The sequence below is a fragment of the Mesorhizobium sp. 2RAF45 genome (assembly GCF_052115225.1).
GTDB lineage: Bacteria > Pseudomonadota > Alphaproteobacteria > Rhizobiales > Rhizobiaceae > Mesorhizobium > Mesorhizobium jarvisii.
This window is the reverse complement of record NZ_JBFRGG010000021.1, coordinates 38,587-56,726: the sequence shown is the minus strand read 5'-3', so window position 1 is coordinate 56,726 and position 18,140 is coordinate 38,587. Positions and strand designations below refer to the sequence as shown.

Annotated in this window: 16 protein-coding genes; 5 read left to right on the top strand and 11 right to left on the bottom strand. The window is 66.7% G+C overall.

The window, feature by feature from the left end:
- Positions 1–109: 109 nt before the first annotated feature.
- On the top strand, positions 110–433 hold the full coding sequence (locus tag AB4Z43_RS31570) for an endonuclease domain-containing protein (protein WP_019859394.1): 324 nt from the start codon (positions 110–112) through the stop codon (positions 431–433).
- A 192-nt stretch (positions 434–625) separates the two neighbouring features.
- Here AB4Z43_RS31570 and AB4Z43_RS31565 read toward each other — a convergent pair whose 3' ends face one another.
- Positions 626–934 (bottom strand): hypothetical protein, encoded by a 309-nt coding sequence (locus AB4Z43_RS31565; RefSeq protein WP_019859393.1) that lies wholly within the window; start codon positions 932–934, stop codon positions 626–628.
- 167 nt (positions 935–1,101) lie between these two features.
- On the opposite strand from AB4Z43_RS31565, the gene AB4Z43_RS31560 reads away from it, so the two are divergent.
- Together AB4Z43_RS31560 and AB4Z43_RS31555 are read left to right on the top strand one after the other, a co-directional pair.
- A complete protein-coding gene (locus AB4Z43_RS31560) occupies positions 1,102–1,755 on the top strand; it encodes a glutathione S-transferase family protein (protein WP_027047070.1) in 654 nt (217 codons plus the stop codon).
- A gap of 311 nt (positions 1,756–2,066) precedes the next feature.
- On the top strand, positions 2,067–3,569 hold the full coding sequence (locus AB4Z43_RS31555) for an ATP-binding protein (protein WP_027047069.1): 1,503 nt from the start codon (positions 2,067–2,069) through the stop codon (positions 3,567–3,569).
- A gap of 66 nt (positions 3,570–3,635) precedes the next feature.
- Here the strand turns inward: AB4Z43_RS31555 and AB4Z43_RS31550 are convergent, their stop codons facing one another.
- On the bottom strand, positions 3,636–4,271 hold the full coding sequence (locus tag AB4Z43_RS31550) for a class I SAM-dependent methyltransferase (protein WP_019859390.1): 636 nt from the start codon (positions 4,269–4,271) through the stop codon (positions 3,636–3,638).
- Between the two features lie 190 nt (positions 4,272–4,461).
- On the opposite strand from AB4Z43_RS31550, the gene AB4Z43_RS31545 reads away from it, so the two are divergent.
- On the top strand, positions 4,462–5,994 hold the full coding sequence (locus tag AB4Z43_RS31545) for an alpha/beta hydrolase (RefSeq protein WP_240564488.1): 1,533 nt from the start codon (positions 4,462–4,464) through the stop codon (positions 5,992–5,994).
- Positions 5,995–6,251: 257 nt separating this feature from the next.
- Here AB4Z43_RS31545 and AB4Z43_RS31540 read toward each other — a convergent pair whose 3' ends face one another.
- The 9 genes from AB4Z43_RS31540 to AB4Z43_RS31500 form a co-directional block, all read right to left on the bottom strand.
- Positions 6,252–7,124, bottom strand: coding sequence for a hypothetical protein (locus tag AB4Z43_RS31540; protein ID WP_441940661.1), 873 nt, complete (start codon positions 7,122–7,124; stop codon positions 6,252–6,254).
- A gap of 248 nt (positions 7,125–7,372) precedes the next feature.
- Positions 7,373–8,359, bottom strand: a complete 987-nt coding sequence (locus AB4Z43_RS31535) for an ABC transporter permease (RefSeq protein WP_441940659.1) — start codon at positions 8,357–8,359, stop codon at positions 7,373–7,375.
- Between the two features lie 247 nt (positions 8,360–8,606).
- Positions 8,607–9,578, bottom strand: coding sequence for an ABC transporter permease (locus AB4Z43_RS31530; protein WP_019859386.1), 972 nt, complete (start codon positions 9,576–9,578; stop codon positions 8,607–8,609).
- A complete protein-coding gene (locus AB4Z43_RS31525; RefSeq protein WP_038648003.1) occupies positions 9,575–11,116 on the bottom strand; it encodes a sugar ABC transporter ATP-binding protein in 1,542 nt (513 codons plus the stop codon). The genes AB4Z43_RS31530 and AB4Z43_RS31525 overlap by 4 nt, the downstream gene beginning before the upstream one ends.
- A gap of 239 nt (positions 11,117–11,355) precedes the next feature.
- The gene (locus AB4Z43_RS31520) at positions 11,356–12,390 is read right to left on the bottom strand and encodes an ABC transporter substrate-binding protein (RefSeq protein WP_441940657.1); all 1,035 of its coding nucleotides are present in this window, start codon (positions 12,388–12,390) and stop codon (positions 11,356–11,358) included.
- Between the two features lie 119 nt (positions 12,391–12,509).
- A complete protein-coding gene (locus AB4Z43_RS31515; protein WP_441940655.1) occupies positions 12,510–13,424 on the bottom strand; it encodes a sugar phosphate isomerase/epimerase family protein in 915 nt (304 codons plus the stop codon).
- 44 nt (positions 13,425–13,468) lie between these two features.
- Positions 13,469–15,004 (bottom strand): mannitol dehydrogenase family protein, encoded by a 1,536-nt coding sequence (locus AB4Z43_RS31510; protein ID WP_441940653.1) that lies wholly within the window; start codon positions 15,002–15,004, stop codon positions 13,469–13,471.
- Positions 15,001–15,783, bottom strand: coding sequence for an SDR family oxidoreductase (locus AB4Z43_RS31505; RefSeq protein WP_441940651.1), 783 nt, complete (start codon positions 15,781–15,783; stop codon positions 15,001–15,003). Before AB4Z43_RS31505 ends, AB4Z43_RS31510 begins: the two co-directional genes overlap by 4 nt.
- A gap of 78 nt (positions 15,784–15,861) precedes the next feature.
- Complete coding sequence (locus AB4Z43_RS31500) at positions 15,862–16,755, bottom strand: MurR/RpiR family transcriptional regulator (RefSeq protein ID WP_064981839.1); 894 nt, start codon at positions 16,753–16,755, stop codon at positions 15,862–15,864.
- A 158-nt stretch (positions 16,756–16,913) separates the two neighbouring features.
- Between AB4Z43_RS31500 and AB4Z43_RS31495 the strand changes: the two genes are divergently transcribed.
- A complete protein-coding gene (locus tag AB4Z43_RS31495) occupies positions 16,914–18,101 on the top strand; it encodes a Gfo/Idh/MocA family protein (protein WP_202379916.1) in 1,188 nt (395 codons plus the stop codon).
- Positions 18,102–18,140 lie beyond the last annotated feature (39 nt).

Here is an 18,140-nt window from a genome sequence, read left to right as displayed (position 1 = left end):
AGATGCTCGGCAGGGCAGAGGGGGGCGCCGTAGGGCGCTAGCGTCAATCTAAAAGGCCGCCATGCCTCATACTCCATTGCCTTCACAGAATCGATTGCACGCACGGTCCATGCGCAAAGCCATGACCGATGCCGAGTTAAAGCTCTGGAATGCACTTCGCGCACATCGGTTGATGGGGCTTGGCTTTCGCCGGCAACTCCCGATCGCCGGCTATGTCGTCGATTTTGCCTGTCCGCAGAAAAAGCTCATCGTGGAGCTCGATGGCTCTCAGCATGCTGATGCAGACCTTGCCGCCGCCGACGCGTCAAGGACAAAGCGCCTGGAACAGGACGGCTGGACTGTTTTGCGGTTCTGGAACGACGATGTCATCCGCGACATCGACAATGTCTGCCAGCATATCATCATCGTTGCAGGGCTAGCTGGCACGCCCTGACAGGCCGGCGGGCCAGCGCCCCCCTCTGTCCTGCCGGACGTTCGTCGTTCAGAAAGCCAAGCGATTGGCTTTCTGTCCGCTACGCGGACCACTCCTCAACCCCCACGAGGGGGGAGATCGGCGGCTTCACCGTCCGCGCTCGCTAAATTCCGACCCATCCTAGGGGACAGATCGGCCGCTTACGCCTTTGCGCTAAATCCCAGACCCGTCCAGTTGTTGCGCGTCGTCGCCTTCCCAGGGGGCGGGCATCGAGCCGCCGCGGCTGAGGTTGGCCGAGGGCATGGGCATCCAGCATTTCAGCTCGGGTTCGGCATATTCGACGACGCGGCCGGGCGAGGAATCCGATGCGCGCCAGCCTTCACCGGCGAACTGGTCGCCGCGCGACCAGTAGGCGAGGTCGACTTCCGCAGGCCCCTGTTCGGAGGGTCGGACCGTGACCAGGATCCGGCTGCCGTCCTTGGGTGCCGTCGACATGTGGCGCCACCGTTCGGGCTCGTCCATCGCAATTCCTCCTGCTTTGGTGCGAGATGAAGTGTCGCCTTGCCATCGATGGTGGTCAACCCACACTTTGTCGGATTGCACCTGCCGGACGCGTCCTTGGTCTGGCATGTTCGCCAGGACCAGGAGTGACACTCATGAATGACAAGGTCGAGCCGAAGCCGGGCGGAATGAAACTCTATTTCAGCCGCAATCCCAATCCGCGCCTGGCGGTCGCGGTGGCGCGTCATCTCAAGGCGCAGGTGACTTTCGAATTCGCCTCACCCTTTGCGCCGGGGCAAGCGGAGCGATTCCGGCCGCTCAATCCCAATCTCTCCATTCCCATCCTGGCATGGCCTGGCGGCAGCCTGTGGGAGGCCGACGCCATCGCCTGCCGGCTGTCGCGCGCGGCGCGTTCCGATTTCTGGCGCACCGGCGAGGACGAGCCCGAGATGATTCGCTGGCTGAGCTGGGGCAAGGAGAATTTCATGCGCGCCTGCGACACCGTGCATTTCGAGCGCGGCACCAAGCAGCGCTATGGCATCGGGCCGATCGATGAAGGCAAGGTCAAAGAGGGGCTGCGTGACTTCCACCAGGGAGCCGCGATCCTGGAGGCGGAACTGGCCGACCGGCAATGGCTGGTCGGAACGTCGCTTTCCTATGCCGATTTCCGCATGGCGGCCTTCCTGCCCTTCAACGATGTCGCCGGCCTGCCGCTCGGCGACTATCCCGCGCTCGTCCGCTGGTATCGCCGGCTCGAAGCCATCGAGGCCTGGCGCGACCCGTTCAAGGGCCTGGATGCACCGCCCCTGGCACCGGTGCCGAGGCAAGCTGCGGCGCTGTAACGGGTAGGCTGACGACCGGCGCATACAGAAACTAAACTTGAAGACGCCGGCCGCCATTTGGGGCGTTGGGGTGCATCTCGTTGGGGCGCGATGCAAGGTCAGGCTAAACGGATGGCCGGCCTCCGCAACCGCAACGCCGGCCCATGGTGAACAGCTGGTTACTATCCACAGGGGCGGCTGATGGCGGCCGTTCCTGCCGACCCTTCCCTCACAACTGTGCGCAACACCGGGCTGCCGGCCATCGGTGCTCGACGGGCCGCGCCTGGGTTGCTAAGCCCCATGCCGCGCAGGAGACCTTTTTGAGTCGAGACATGACCGTTGCGATCGAGATGGGACACACCACGGCGGGCGCCCCAGCGAACCTCGATCTCGAGGAACTGCTGGCGACCCGCCTTCTGGTGCAGGGCAATTCGGGCTCCGGCAAGTCGCATCTGCTGCGCCGCCTGCTCGAGCAGAGCGCGCCCTGGGTGCAGCAGACCATTGTCGATCCCGAAGGCGACTTCGTCTCGCTCGGCGAGCGCTACGGCCATCTGGTGATCGATGCCGAGGAGCACACCGAGCGCGGCCTGCAGGCGGCCGGCGAGCGGGCGCGCATCCACCGTGTCTCCACCGTGCTCAACCTCGAAGGGCTCGACGCCGAAAACCAGATGCGGCGCGCCGCCGCCTTCCTCGGCGGGCTGTTCGAGGTTGCCCGCGACCACTGGTACCCGATGCTGGTGGTGGTCGACGAGGCGCAGCTGTTCGCGCCGGCGGTGGCCGGCGAGGTTTCCGACGAGGCGCGCAAGCTCTCGCTCGGCGCCATGACCAACCTGATGTGCCGCGGCCGCAAACGCGGGCTCGCCGGCATCATCGCCACGCAGCGTTTGGCCAAGCTCGCCAAGAATGTCGCGGCCGAAGCCTCCAATTTCCTCATGGGCCGCACCTTCCTCGACATCGACATGGCGCGTGCCGCCGACCTCTTGGGCATGGAGCGGCGCCAGGCGGAAGCGTTTCGCGACCTCGAGCGCGGGCAGTTCATGGCGCTGGGGCCGGCGCTGTCGCGGCGGCCGCTCGGCCTGCGCATCGGCCCGACCGACACCAGCCCGCGCAACGGCACGCCGCGGCTGATGGCGATGCCGGAGGCGGCGCTGGAGGACGCCCGCGCGATCATCCTGGCGGCGCCGCCGCCCGAGACGGTGCGCACGCCGCGCCGGGTGGCGTCACCCGACCTGCTCGACCAGCTGATGGCGGCAAAGTCGGCGGCGCTGGAAATCCGCCCCGAACCGGCGGAACCGCAAATCAGCGCCGAGGACCTGGCGGAGCGGCGCGAGCGGGTCGACCGCGTGCTGCGCGCCATCCTGGCGCAGCCCGATGCGGGTTTTCGCGTCATTGGCGTGCTCTACCAGGAATTCGTGGTGCGCTGCCGCATCGAGGGCCTCGCCTCGGTGGTGCCGGACCTCGCCGAATTCCGCCGCATGCTGACGCGCGCCCGCGCCGGCCTCGGCTCCGAGACGACGCAGGACGATGCGTGGCGGGACGTTTCCGTGCGCGCCTCGCTGCTGCCCGACGACATGCAGGGCGTGTTCATGATGATCGCGCGCGCGGCCAAGGAGGGCTGGCCGTGCCCGAGCGACGCCGCGATCGCGCGCGCCTATGGTTCGCACTCGCTGCGCCGCGCCCGCCGCCTCCTGACCTATATCGAGGAGCAGGGCCTGATCGTCTGCCAGCTCGACGGCACGGGCAAGCGCACCGTGACGCTGGTCGAACTCGCCTGGGCCACCGCCCCCGGCGACCCCAACGCCGAGGAGGCGGAGCAGGGGAGCCTGGCGCTGTGAGGGGGGCGTTGGCGCGTGCGACTCCTGGTGCGACATCGATGCACGGGGCAAGACAAGGCTGACCGGTCAGCCCGCCGCCGCAATGCCGGCGTGGTGGCTGCCCAGCTGCCATAGGGGCAGGGGGAAGCGGCCGTGCTGCACTTCGAGCAGGCGGAATCCGGCCCCGCCGATCAGCCGCAGCGGATCGCGGTTGAGGTGGCAGCCGCCGGCGATCGATCCCCACAGCCGGTTCAGCCGCTCCTGCCAGCGGCGGCAGCGCGGGCCCTCGGCCTGGCCGTGCTCGATGAAGATCAGCCGGCCGGTCGGCTTCAGGACGCGGCGGATTTCGCTCAGCGCCGCCTGAGGGTCCGGAATGGTGCAGAAGGCATAGGTGACGACCACCGTGTCGGCGATGCCATCGGCCAGGGGCAGGCTTTCACCACCTGCGCGGATGCATTCGACGGCGAAGGGCATGGCGCGGCTCTTGGGTGCTGCGAGGCCGAGCATGGTGCCGTCGGGGTCGATGCCGACCAGCCGCTCGACCCTGGCGGCGTCGTAATAGGGCAGGTTGAGGCCCGAGCCGAAGCCGACCTCCACAACGACGCCTTGCGCAAGCGGGATGACCCGCTTGCGCATTTGCGTGAAGGCGCCGGCCGAACAGCCGGCATGGACGAAATACGGCGCGACGCAGCGCGCGTACCAGGAGAGGCAGGTCTGGCACATGGCTCAGCCTCCATGTCTGGTGTTGGCGCCTAAGGTAAGCCGTTCTGGCGTGTGATGGCTTGATGTATTGACCGGTGACATTTCTCGCTCCAAGGGAGTTGATCGGGCCGGATCGGCGCGATTTCGCGGGGATGGATAGAAGGCCGGCGTCCCCTCAACGTCCTCTCCTTGCGCGGCCGCGTGCGGATCGATGGAGCTGATACAACTCAGGCTTCTGGGTTTTCCGGAGTTCCGGCTGGACGGGCGGCGGATAGAGCTCGCCTTGCGCAAGGCGGCCGCGCTCGTCATCTACCTCGCCGAGGCCGGCGGACCGGTGGCGCGCGACGTCGCCGCCACGCTGCTGTGGCCCGAGGCGGACGCGGAAGCCGCCCGCGCCCGCCTGCGGCGCACGCTCTACAAGATCCGCGTCGCCTTCGGCGAGGAGATCATATCAGCCAGCGCGGCATCGCTCAGCCTGCGCCCGGCAGTCGAGGCCGACGCCATCGCCTTCGACCATGCCTGCGACGCCGGGCGTCTCGACGAGGCCGCCGGCCTCTACAGCGGCGACTACCTCGCCGGCTTTTCGCTGCCGGATTGTCCCGAATTCGAGGAATGGGTGTTTTTTCGCCGCGAGGCCTTGCGGAGCCGGCTGGTGCAGGCGCTGGAGCGGCTGGTGGAAGCCAGGATCGCCGGCGGCGCTGCGCGGACTGCCGTGCTGCACGCGACGCGCCTCGCCGCCCTCGACCCGTTGAGCGAAAGCGCGCACCGCCATTTGATCCGCGCCCATCTGGCGGCCGGCGACCGGGCGGCGGCCGAGCGCCAGGGCGAGACCTGCGTGCGGCTGCTGCGCGACGAACTCGGCGTGGCGCCCGACCCCGCCACGCTCGCTCTGCTGCGCGCCAGCGACGCCGAAGCGGAGATGCCCAGAACCCGCTATGTCGCCGTGGACGGCATCCATATCGCCTACCAGACCATAGGCAGCGGCCCGGCCGATATCGTGCTGGTTCCGGGCTTCATCTCGCATGTCGAGCGGATCTGGGAAGACAGGAGCTGCCGCGCCTGGCTCAGCGCCGTGTCACGGCTCGGCCGGCTGATCCTGTTCGACCGGCGCGGCATGGGCCTGTCCGACCGCGTCGGCGCCCGCCCGACCGTCGAGGCGACCGCGCGCGACATATTGGCTGTCATGGATGCGGCCGGCAGCCGCAAAGCCGTGCTGGTCGGCGCCTCGGAGGGCGGGCCGGGCTGCATCCGCTTTGCCGTCGACCACCCCGACCGGCTGAGCGGCCTGGTCCTGTGGGGCTCGCTCGCCAAGGGCAGCCGCGCGCCCGACTACCCCTTCGCGCTCACCTCGGCGCAGTACGACCTCTGGCAACAGCGCCTGCTTGCCGGCTGGGGCGGCCCGGCGGAAATCGAAACCTTCGCGCCGAGCGTCGCCCAAGACCGCCAGGCGCGCGCCTGGTGGGCCGGCCTGCTCCGGGCCGCCTCCAGCCCCGGCGCCGTCGCCGGCCTGCTGCAGGCGCTGCGCGACGCCGACGTGCGCCCGCTGTTGTCAAAAGTCAGGGCGCCGACGCTGGTGCTGCACCGCAGGGGTGACCGGGCGGTGCGGGTCGAGGCCGGGCGGTATCTGGCCGCGAAGATTGCGGGGGCACGATTTGTCGAGGTGGAGGGGGAGGATCACTGGTTCTGGGTGGGGGAGCAGGGGGTGTTGTTGGAGGGGATTGGGGGGATGGTAAGGGGTGGGTGAGGGGGCGGCAAGGCGATGTAAAAGTGCACTGTCACCGTAATTCGCCAATGATGGGTGTTGCCGGCGATGACGCCCGCCGCCGAGGGCAGCACCAGGGGTTCGGCGAGTGACAGGGACGGGCCTTGATCAGGCCGATAGGAGCAGTCCGCCCACGAGCAGGCTCGAGGTGACGTGGAGCGCCGTGACGGCCTGCCAGTATTTCACGCCGGACGGCGGGTCTCGTGCTCAACGCCGGGGAAGCCGCCGACGCGCGGCGTTCAGAATGCCTTGAAAGTATCCCTGAAGGTCAACATCACTTGGCCGTTGAATGAGATCGAGAAATCACCAAGCTGGTACTGGCCCTGGCCGTTCTTGACCAGAATGGCGCCATCGACCTTGTTGGAGCCGCTCTCGACGCTTCTGACGATCCTGTCGACGTAGCGAAGGCTGCTCCTGGCGGAAAGCATGTCGTTCTTGGCCACCTGTTGCGCCAGACGTTGCAGCTTCGGGTCGTCGCCGACACTTTGCATGCGCTCCTCAACTGCCTTGGGGGTCAGACGCGCGAGCGTGTCGTTCAGAGCCGGCAACGCCTTTTGCAGGCTAATCAAGGCATCGGATGCCATCCTGGTGGCGTCGCCATAGTTCAGGCCCTGGTTGGCAATCGTCTTGTTGGCCTGCGCCTGCGGGCTGCGGTCGGCGGCGGCCTCCATCTCGTCCTGGACGGCCCACATATAGGCATGTTCGTCCATGGCCATCACCGTCTCCCGCGTCTCGCCGGCAGGGATGAAGTGGCGCTCGACGGTGGAGTCCTTATGCTGGCGGTCCGCCTCGACCATCGAGGCGATGAAGCGCGTATACTCGGCATAGAGCTCGCCATAATTGGCCTTGCCGGCATGCATGTAGGGGTCGTCCGCCGTGGTGGTGGAGGAGGCGGACGAAGCCGCCGGCACATCGGGGGCCTGGCCGAAGCTGCCGAACAGATCGTATTCGGTGCCATCCTCGTCGCCGGTCGCGCCCGGACGAATGACCGGGGCCTCGGTCCGCAACGCCGTGCCCGCTTTGGCGAATGTCTGCTGGTTGGTGCCAACAAGGCCGCTCCTGGCCGACAGCAGCTTCTGTATCGTAACGGTGAGGTCGGAACTGATCTGCATCGAGCAATCCTTGAATGCCTTGCCTGCGATTCGCAGAATGAAGCATGGCCGTTAAGCAAGGGTTGAAAGTGAGTGCCGGAAGGAAATAGTTATTCTGACACCAGTAGCGCTCGCCAAATATAATTCAACGACAACTAATATAATTGGCAAATCCGCTGAAGCGACGATTTTCTGGAAGCTGATTGTATTGCGACGAGATCTGGACGCGTGCAGGCGATAAATTCATGGCCTGCCGCTCAAGGTTACTGTCACCGCTCCTCCACGATCCGCAAATAAGCCGCCGTCACGAACAGCACGATCAGCCCGAACAGGATGCGCCTTGCCCCCTCCGGCATCTGCAGGATCGTCAGCAGCGTCGTCAGCACGGTCAGGATCAGAGCGCCGACGATGGTGCCGGTGTAGCCGCCGCGGCCGCCGAAGATGGAGGTGCCGCCGATGACGGCGGCGGCGACCGAGGGCAGGACCAGCGGTTCGGCGAGTGAGAGGGACGGGGCCTTGATCAGGCCGATATAGAGCAGGCCGGTTATGCCGGCGAGCAGGCTGGAAGTGACGTAGAGCGCCGTGATGACCTGCCAGTATTGCACACCCGAGAGGCGCGTCGCGTGCTCATTGTCGCCGACGGCGTAGAGCAGGCGGCCGAAGCCGGTGCGGGCGAGCGTGAAGACGATGAGTGCCGCCAGCGGCACGAACAGCAGCAGAGCGTTGGGGAAGCCTGATGTGACGCCGGTGCCGAGCCAGGCGAGGAAGTCGGGGATTTTCGCGCCCGAGGCGATCACCGTGCGCTGGTAGACCTGCAGGCAGCCTGTGCCGATCAGGCTGGTGCCCAGCGTCATGATCAGCGGGTGGACGCGGAAGACGCCGACGCCGATGCCGTTGACCAGGCCGATCAGCACCGCCGGCATCATCGCCAGCAGGAAGGCGACAGCCGGGTCCTGGTTGACGATTTGCGTGGCCATGATGAAGGCGCTCATCGTCGCCACCGTGCCGACCGACAGGTCGATGCCGCCGGTCAGCATGGTCATGGTCTGGCAGCCGGCGAGGATCGCCAGCGGAATGGCGAATTTGATGGTGTTGGCGATCCAGCGCTCGTTGACGATGCCGGGGCGCAGGATCTGCAGGATCACCACCAGGATGACGAGCAGGATGATCAGCGGGACGAGCGGCCGGTCGGCCATGAAGCGTTTTATGCGGCGGCCGAGGGGGACGGGGGGAGGCGTAATCGCGGTGGTGCTCATGGGGTGGGTCCGGTTCGCGATGGGGTGATGTTCTGCGAGGCTAGCGCCCTACGGCGCCCCCCTCTGGCCTGCCGGCCATCTCCCCCACGGGTGGGGAGATCGGCTGTTGTCGCGGCTTTCGCCAATCTCCAACGTTGCTGAGAAGAGTGGGGCGCCAAAGCTGCTGATCTCCCCCCTCGTGGGGGAGATGTCCGGCAGGACAGAGGGGGGCGTCGTAGGGCGCAGCGCTTCATTTCATACCCACCCCTCATTGCCGCCCCCGCATCGTAATAAACGCCCCGAACATCACCACGGCCACCATGATGGCGCCTTCGATGATGGCGGTGACGTTGGGGTCGATGGCGAGCAGGGTGAGGTCGGTGCGCACCAGGCGCAGCACGAAGACGGCGACGATGGGGCCGAGCAGGCCGCCCTTGCCGCCGCCGAGCGCCACGCCGCCCAGCACCACGGCGGCAACGCTGGCCAGGAGATAGGGGCCGGGGATGGGCGCGCCGATGCCGGTGCTCATGGTCAGCGCCAAGCCGCCAAAGGCGGCGAACAGGCCCGACAGCGCATAGGCGATGATGCGGGTGCGCTTGACCGGCACGCCTGAGCGGAACGCCGCCAGCTCGCTCGAGCCGATGGCATAGATGGACAGGCCAAGGCGCGAGCGCCTGAGCGGTATCCATATCACGCAGAGGCAGACGATCAGCACCAGCAGTGCCTTCGGGACCCAGGCGTCGATGGCGTCGGGCAGGCCCGGGATCGGCACGGTGCCTGAGATCAGCGCCTTCAGCCATTCGGCGGCGGCGCCGCCCGGCGCGTCGAGCACCAGCAGGGCGGCGCCCTGCAGCACGAACAGCATGGCGAGCGTGACGACGATGTCGGGCACGCGGGTGACGACGATCAAGAGGCCGTTGAGCGCGCCGAGGACGAGACCCATGGCGAGCACGAAGGGCACCACGAACAGCGCGTATTCCTCGCTAGCGCCCGCCATCATCGAGGCGGCGGTGACGCTGGTCAGCGCCATCATGGCGGCGACCGACAGGTCGATGCCGCCGGCGATGACCACCACCGTCTGCGCCGCGACGGCGAAGGCATAGGGCAGCACGGCCCGCGCCAGCGAGCCGAAATCGCCGCTGCCATAGCCGGGCTGGATGATCCTGGTGGCGATGAACAGCACGATGAGCAGGGCGAACAGGCCGATGACCCAGCCCTGGCGGCGTAGGAAATGGCTCATGGCGCCGTCCCCGAAGACGGGGACTGAGGATCGGCCAATATACCGATATCGGCCTTGGCGCCGCGCGGCAGGCCGTAGGCGGCGCGCATCAGTGCCGGCTCGTCGGCCTCCTCCACGGCGAAAATGTCGACGAGACGGCCGCCGAAGATGACGATGACGCGGTCGCAGACGCGCTGCACCTCTTCCAGTTCCGAGGTGTAGAACAGCACCGACTTGCCGTGGCCGGCGAGCTCGCGCAGCAGCTTGTAGATCTCCTGCTTGGTGCCGACATCGATGCCGCGCGTCGGGTCGAAGCACAGGATGGTGCGGGCATCCGCCGCGATCCAGCGGGCGATGGTCACCTTCTGCTGGTTGCCGCCCGACAGGCGCTGCACCTCGCCCTGCGCGCGGGTGTCGATCTGCAGCCGCTCGATGGCGCTGAGCACCTTTGCGCGCTCGCGGCGCATGGGGATAGGTCCCCAGTTGCGCAGCGCCGCACTGAAGGGCAGCGCGATGTTTTCACGCACCGAGCGCTGCATGGCGAGCGCCTCGGACCGGTCGCCCGGCACATAGGCGATGCCCGAGCGGATGGCGTCGATCGGGTGCGAAAACTTCACTGGGCTGCCATCGACCTCGATCGTGCCGCCCGAGGGGCGGATCGAGCCGGCAAGGGCTGCGAACAATTCGTCCTGGCCCTGGCCTTCGAGCGCCACGACGCCGGCGACTTCGCCATCCCTGAGATCGAAGGAGACGTCGTTGAGCTTGGCGCCGACGCGCAGATTGTGCACGGAGAGCCGCGGCCGGGCAGGGGTGGGTGCCGCCTTCTCGGCGGCGCTGCGGGCGGCGACATGGGTTTTCACGATGCGGGTGCCGAGCATCAGCTCGACGATCTTTTCCTCGACGCCGGGCACGATGTCGACGACGCCGACGGTCTCGCCGTCGCGCAGCACGGTGGCGCGGTCGCACAGCGCCGAGATCTCGACGAAGCGGTGCGAGATGAAGATGACGGCGCGACCGGCATCGCCCTGGCGGCGCACCACTTCCAGCACTTTTTCGGCAAGGTTGGCGGGCAGCGCCGCCGTCATCTCGTCGAGCAGCAGCACGTCGGGCTCGACGGCGAGCGCACGGGCGAGGTCGAGCACGCGCAGCACGGCCAGCGGGATGTCGCGCGCGGTGTCGCGCAGGTCGAGGTCCGCAATGCCGAGCTCGCGCACCCAGGCGCGGAACGGCTCGACCGGCGTGCCGGTCAGCCGCAGATTGGACAGAACGTCGAGATCGGGGATCAGCGACGGCTCCTGGTAGACGGGCAGCAGGCCCGCGCGGCGGGCGGCGGCGGGCGAGCGTATGTCGCGCGCCTCGCCCCGGATCAGGATGCGTCCGGCATTGGCCGATATCGCGCCGGTCAGGATCTTCACCAGCGTCGACTTGCCGGCGCCATTGGCGCCCATCAGCGCATGCACTTCGCCCGGCAGGACGGAGAGCGACGCGTTGCGAAGGGCGGCAACCGCGCCGTAGTTCTTGGCGACGCCAGTGGCGTCGAGGAGGGGGCTTTGCGGCAACGGGTTTGTTGTCAAAATGTGTGGTTCTCGATCTCTGCGGCGGTGCGGCAAGTCGGCCGAAGGCGGCGACTTTCCTTCCCCCCTTGTGGGGGAAGGTGGATCGGCGCGTAGCGCCGAGACGGATGAGGGGTGTTCCAGCGGAGTGAGACGTCGGCATTCCCTGGAGCACCCGTCATCCGACCTCGCTTCGCGAGGCCACCTTCTCCCACAAGGGGAGAAGGAAGAAGCGCGTCCAGCCCTTACTCGCCCGGCCCCTTGCAGGCGACGATCTGGTCCTTCGTATACGTCGTCCAGTCCGGGATCGAGATCGAGACCGGCCATTCGGGGCTGAGCGACGGGTCGGCGGCGGCCTTCAGCTTGGCCTTGCCTTCCTCGGTGGCGTTTTCCCAGAGCTGCGGCTGCACCAGAACGGTCTGCTGTGCCGGCTTCTTGCCGTCGAGGATCTGCAGCGCCAGCGTCACGCCCGCGCCGCCGATCGAGCCGGGGTTGGTGACGGCAGCGCCGACGAGGCCCTTTACCGAGCTCAGCTGGCCGACGAAGCCGGCATTGTCGGCACCGACGATCGGCACCAGCGGCGCCTGCGATTCCACCAGCGCGTCGACGATGACGTTGTCGATGCCGGACGTCCAGATGCCGTTGATCGGCGTTCCCGTCGACAGGAAGGAGAGGATCTGCTGCTTGGCCTGGTCCTGCTGCCAGCCGGTGAAGACTTCCTGCGCCACCTTCACGTCGGGGAATTCGGCCAGCGCCTTCTTGAAGCCTTTGTCGCGATCGCTATCGGCCGAAGCGCCGGCGGCGCCGCGCATGTAAAACACCTCGCCCTTGCCACCCATCTGCTGGAACAGCCACTTGGCGCCGAGATAGGCATATTCCTCCTGGTTGTTGGAGATGATGTAGGCCGATCGCTCGGTGACGGCCTGGTCGACGGCAACGACGACGATGCCGGCCTTGGTGGCTTCTTCCAGGCCCGCCTTGATGCCGGCCGGATCGGCCGGGTTGACGACGATGGCGTCGACCTTGGCGCTGATCAGGTTGCGGATGTCTTCCAACTGGCCGGCGGCATCGGTGTTGCGGTGGGCGATGTTGAGTTTCGCCACTTCGCCGGAAGCCAGCGCCTGCGCCTTCATGGCGCACACCATCTCCTCGCGCCAGCCATTGCCCTGCACGGTGTTGGAAATGCCGATCGTGTATTTGCCGGCGGCCGACGAGACGCCCATTGAGGCCAGCAAGGCAGCGCCCGCAAGGAGCGGGACCATGGTCAGGATTTTCTTCATTTCAGACTTCCTCCACATTGTTTTTCAGTTTCAGTTCCAAGTCGTTGAGGCATGCCGTTCAGAAAGAGAGTCAGGCGGCTCAACTCGTTGTTCTCCGCATGTCGTTACCGGCATGCTTTTCACTTGACGTAGGGTCGCAGAACGTCGCGGGCGAGCAGAAAACCCCGCTTCACCTGCTCGTCGCTGCCTTCAAACCGCCTGTCCTCATGTTCGATGATGACCGATCCGTCATAGCCTGCGCGGTAGAGGCCGGAGAAGAAGCCGCTCCAGTCGACATCGCCCAGCCCCGGCATGCGCGGCACCTGCCAGCCTATCCCGGCCGAGAGGATTCCGCGCTCGTACAAACCATCATGATCAATCATCAAATCCTTGGCGTGGACATGCAGCATGTAGGGGCCGAATTCCCTGATGAAGCGGGCCTGGTCGATCATCTGCCAGACCAGGTGCGAGGGGTCGAAATTCATGCCGATATCGCCGCCCCAGGTCTCCAGGATGCGGCGCCAGACATGCGGCGAATAGGCGATGTTGTGCCCGCCCGGCCATTCGTCATAGCTGAAGATCATCGGGCAATTCTCGAAGGCAAGCTTGATGCCATGGCCGCGCGCAAAAGCGACGATTTCGGGCCAGACTTTCAGCGCGTCCTGCCAGTTGACGTCGACGGTCTTGGCGGCATCGCCGCCGCAGAATGTGTTGACGACGGGCACGCCCATATTGGCGGCCAGCACGATCACCTTCTTCAGATGGCCGATGACCGCCTCGCGATGCGCGGCGTCGGGATGCAGCGGATTGGGATAGTAGCCGAGGCCTGAGATGGTCAGGTGCCTTTCCGCCAGCGAGGCGGTGATTTCTTTCGCCTTTGCGGGCGAGGTGGAGGCAGCGTCGATATGGCTGGTACCGGCATAGCGCCGCGTCGCACCGGAGGTTTTCGGCCAGCAGGCGATTTCCAGCGCCTCGAAGCCGGCAGAGCTGGCCCAGGCGGCGACATCGGCAAGCGGCGTCTCCGCGAAGGGTGCGGTGAGCAGTCCAAGTTTCATAGTGCCTCCCCTGGCCGTGTCTTCACGGTCGATGTTTATAATGCCTATTGTTTGGATCGTTTCAACCTTGCGGCCTCATCATGTTCGAGACTGTGCCGGACAGCCGCCATCGGATCGTCCGAAAGCAGCTCGCCCAGCGCCGAAGTCACGGCCGCGCGAAACGCAGCGTTCGCGGCAAGGCCAGGGTCGAAGATCGTGTCGATGGCAAGGATGGCCGAAGCCAGAGCCGGTGCATCGCGGCCAGTGGCGTCGGCGATCTTGGCGACTTTGCCGGCATAGGGATCCGACACCGGCCAGCGTTTGCCGAAGCGGTCCGAGGCCTGGATCAGATAGGCCATCCAGCCGGCGACCGGCACCGACAGCAAGCCGATGGAGGCGCCCTGGCGCAGCCGGTCGCGGATCGGGTTGAGCAGGCGTTGCACGATCTTCTGGGAGCCATCGGTGGCGATCTGGTGGTTGCGGTGGCGGATCGCCGTGTTCTTCAGCCGGCCGAGGCTCTGCTCGACATAGGCCGGTGGATCCATGCCGGGCACCGGCATCAGCGTCGGCAGCGTCTGCTCGACCAGCATGCGCCTGATGAAGGCCGACAGCAGCGGGTCGGCGATGGCATCCGATGTATGCTCCAGCCCGGCCAGCACGCCGAGCGTGGCGAGCGTCGTCTGGGCGCCGTTCAGCACCCGCATCTTGAGATGCTCGAACGGCGTGACGTCGTCGACGAAGGTCGCGCCGACCAGGTCCCAGCGCGGCACGCGGCCGGCGAATTTCTGCTCGATCACCCATTGCCGGAACGGCTCGCCGACGGCGACGGCGGCGTCGCGGTAGCCGAACCATTGCTCGACACTGTCGATATCATCCTGCGTCACCGCCGGCGCGATGCGGTCGACCATGGCCGACGGGAAGGCGGCATTGGCCGCGATCCAGTCGGCAAGGCCATTGCCGCGCCGTTCGGCAAAGCTCCGCACGACGGTTTCCAGGATGACGCCGTTGGCCGCGATGTTGTCGCAGGAGAGCAGCGTCAGGGGCCGGCCATGCGTGGCCCGCCGCAGCTCCAGCGCCCGCGCGAGGATGCCGGGCACGCTGCGCGGCGCATGAGGGTTGGCGAGATCATGGACGATGTCGGGATGATCGAGATCGAGCGCGCCGCTCGACGGGATGTGGCAATAGCCTTTCTCCGTCACGGTCATCGTCACCAGTTCGATATCGCGCGAGGACAGCACCGTGAGTGCCGGTGCGGCACTTGCCTGGCTGTCCACCACCTTCACGATGCTGCCGATGACGCGAGCCTCGATATGGCTGTTTTCGCGAATCAGCCTTGTGTAGAGCCCGCTCTGCCGGCCGAGCGTGTCGGCAAGGGTGGGCGGACGGATATTGATGCCGACAACGCCCCAGCGGTCGAACTGGCGCGCCAGCAAATCATCGGTGTATTCGGCCTGGTGGCAGCGGTGGAACGCGCCGACGCCGAGATGCGCCATGCCAGGCGCAAGAGTTGCCCGGTCATATCCAGGCGTCCGGACAGCGGCCGGAAGCTGATCCAGCAAGGCCGGCCCGAGCGTTTCCGGCGCTGTCGAAGCGGCGTTCACCGGTTCGCCCCGATCACCGACTGCTCCTGGTCGATCACGGCGCCGGTCATCGGCCCGGCCGCGTCGGAAAGCAGGAAGACGGCAAGGTTGGCGATATCGTCCGGCTTGAGCAGCCTGCCGAAAGGCTGCGCGGCATTGGCGGCGTCGAGCCAGCCCGGACCGTGGCCCAGCGTCTCGGACTGCATCACGCGTTCGGCCGGCGTGTCGGTCCACCCGACATTGATGCCGTTGACGCGGATGCGGTCGAAACGGTGGGCGTTGGCGGCGTTCTTGGTCAGCGTCGCAAGCGCACCCTTGGTGGCGGAATAGACGGCGAGTTCGGGGGAGCCGCAATGGGCGTTGACCGACAGGATGTTGACGATGGCGCCGGGCCCCCCGCGCTTCCTCATGTCGGCAATCGCCGCCTGCATCAGGAAGAACGGCGCGCGCGCATTGACGGCGAACAGCGAAGCCCAGTCGTCGAGGCTGGCATCGAGGAAGGAAGCGCGGTCGGTCAGGCCGGCGGCGTTGACGAGGCCATCGATGCGGCCGAAGCGGTCGATGCAGGCCTGCGCCAGCAGGACAGGGGCCTGCGGGTCTCCAAGGTCGGCGGCGACGAAGACGGTCGGCGTCCCGATGGCCGACAGTTCCGCCGCCACGGCGTCGCCGCGCTTGCCGTCGCGTCCGGTGATCAGCAGCCCGCCGGCGCCGGCGTGCGCCAGCGCCTCGGCGATGGCGCGGCCGATGCCTTGCGTCGCGCCGGTGACCAGCACGACCTTACCTTGGAGATGAAGCTCCATTCCTCCTCCCGGAACAAAGTTTCTATTTTTTAAGATATGGAACGGCAATTCCCGATAGTCAATTGTGCCAGCAGCGCCTCATGCGCCGCGTTTTGCCGCGACGCCTTGGACCAGCGCCATGCCGACCGCCAGAGACGCCGCCAGCGAGCGGAAGCCGGCGAAGTCGGATTCCACGACTTCCAGCCAACTGTCCGACAAAGCGATCAGCGGGCTGAAGGTGCTGTCGGTGATGGTGACGATGCGGGCCTTGCGTTCATGCGCCACCGCGACAAGGTCGGGCGTGATCGAATTGTAGGGGCTGAAGGAAACGGCCAGCACGGCATCTCGGCCGCCGATGCAGCCGACCTGGTCGAGCGCGGAGGAGCCGACATTGTCGACCAGCACATTGCGCACGCCTTGCTGCGACAAGGTCAGCGACAGATAGGCGGTGACCGGGAAGGCGCGCTTGGAGCCGATGACATAGATCAGCTCGGCCGCCGCCAGCAGCGTCACCATCTTCTCGAAGCTCTCGACGTCGAAGCCGGTCTCGATACGGCCGAGCGAGGCCTGCGAGGCGCCGACCATGCCGCGCAGGAAATGCATGGCGGCGTTGGGTTCGACCTCGGCGCGCGGCTCGCCGCGCGCTTCCGGCCAGGAGCCCTTTACGTGTTCCTTGAACAGGCCCTGGAAATCGGAAAAGCCGGAATAGCCGAAGATCTGGGCAAAGCGCACCAGCGTCGAGGGCTGCACGCCCGCCTGTGCCGCCACCTGGGCGATGGTGCCGAGTGCGACATCGCTCGGATGCTGCCACATGAAGATCGCCACCTGGCGCAGCCGCTTGGGAAAATGCACGGTGCCGGAGGAGAGCACGGCGCGCAGTTCCTCATAGGTCTGCGGCTTGATGTAGCCCAACGCCGCCAGCGAGCGCCCGCGCTTGCGCGTCGCCGCCTCGTCGGCATGAGATCGTCCCGAAGATTTGCCCGCCCCACTCATGATCGCAGGCTAGCGTGGCACAATCGTATTACAATACGGAAATTGGAAATTGTGTTCGAAAGTGTTAGGCCTCACCGTCGTCATCCTGGGGTCTGCGCCGCGTCGCTGCGCTCCTTGCTCCGCCCCAGGATGACGAAGTGATAGGTGGAGGAGAAAACATGGTCTACGCAACATCGGATGGGTCGGCGGGCAAGCGCCTGAGGGTCGGCATGGTCGGCGGCGGCCGCAATGCCTTCATCGGCGCCGTGCATCGGCTCGCCATGCGACTCGACGACCAGATCGTGCTGGTGGCCGGTGCGCTGTCCTCCGACCCGGAGAACGCCGCCGCCTCGGCCGCCGAGATCGGCATCGCGCCGGAGCGCAGCTATGCCGATTATCACGCCATGGCGCTGGCGGAAGCCGGGCGCCCTGATGGCATCGAGGCGGTCGTCATCGTCACGCCCAACCATCTGCACGCACCGATTGCCACCGCCTTCCTCGAGGCGGGCATCGATGTGATCTGCGACAAGCCGCTGTCGACGACGCTCAGCGACGCCGAGGCGCTGGTGACGCTGGCGCGCGCCAAAAAACGCCGCTTCGTCGTGACGCTGAACAACACCGGCTACGCCATGGTCCGGCAGGCGCGCGAAATGGTGATGGCGGGCGAACTCGGGCGGATCGTGTCGGTGCATGGCGCCTACATCCAGGACTGGCTGACCAAGCCGATCGACGCCGAGGGCCAGAAGCAGGCGGAATGGCGCACCGATCCGGCGCGGGCAGGGCAGTCGGCGGTGCTGGCCGATATCGGTGTGCATGCCTTCAATCTGGCGAGCTATATCTCAGGCTGCGAAGCCGAGGCGGTGTCGGCGGACCTGTTCACCGCGGTGCCCGGACGCCGGCTCGACGACAATGCGCATGTCATGGTGCGCTGGGCGGATGGAGCACGCGGCACGATCCTGGCCAGCCAGACCTCGCCCGGCCACTACAACGATCTGTCCGTTCGCATCTATGGCGACAAAGCCGGGCTCGAATGGTCGGGCGGGCGGGCGGAGGAACTGCGCTTCTCGCGCTATGGCGAGGAAACCCGCACGCTGGTGCGCGGCGGCCATGGTTCGACCGAAGAAAGCCGGCGCGTCTCGCGCATGCCGGCGGCGCATCCGGAAGGCTATATCGAGGCCTTCGCCAATTTCTACCGCGACGCCGCCGACATCATCCGCGCGCATCGCTCCGGTGGCGTGGTCGATGCCGCGCGTGCGGCGCGGGTGCCGGACGTTGTCGATGGCGCGCGCGGCGTGAAGTTCGTCGCGGCGGCGGTGGAGTCGAATGCGGCGGGTGGCGCGTGGACTGCGGCGCGGTTTGCGGGGTGACAGCCGATCTCCCCTACGAAGGGAGATTGGCAGCTTTGC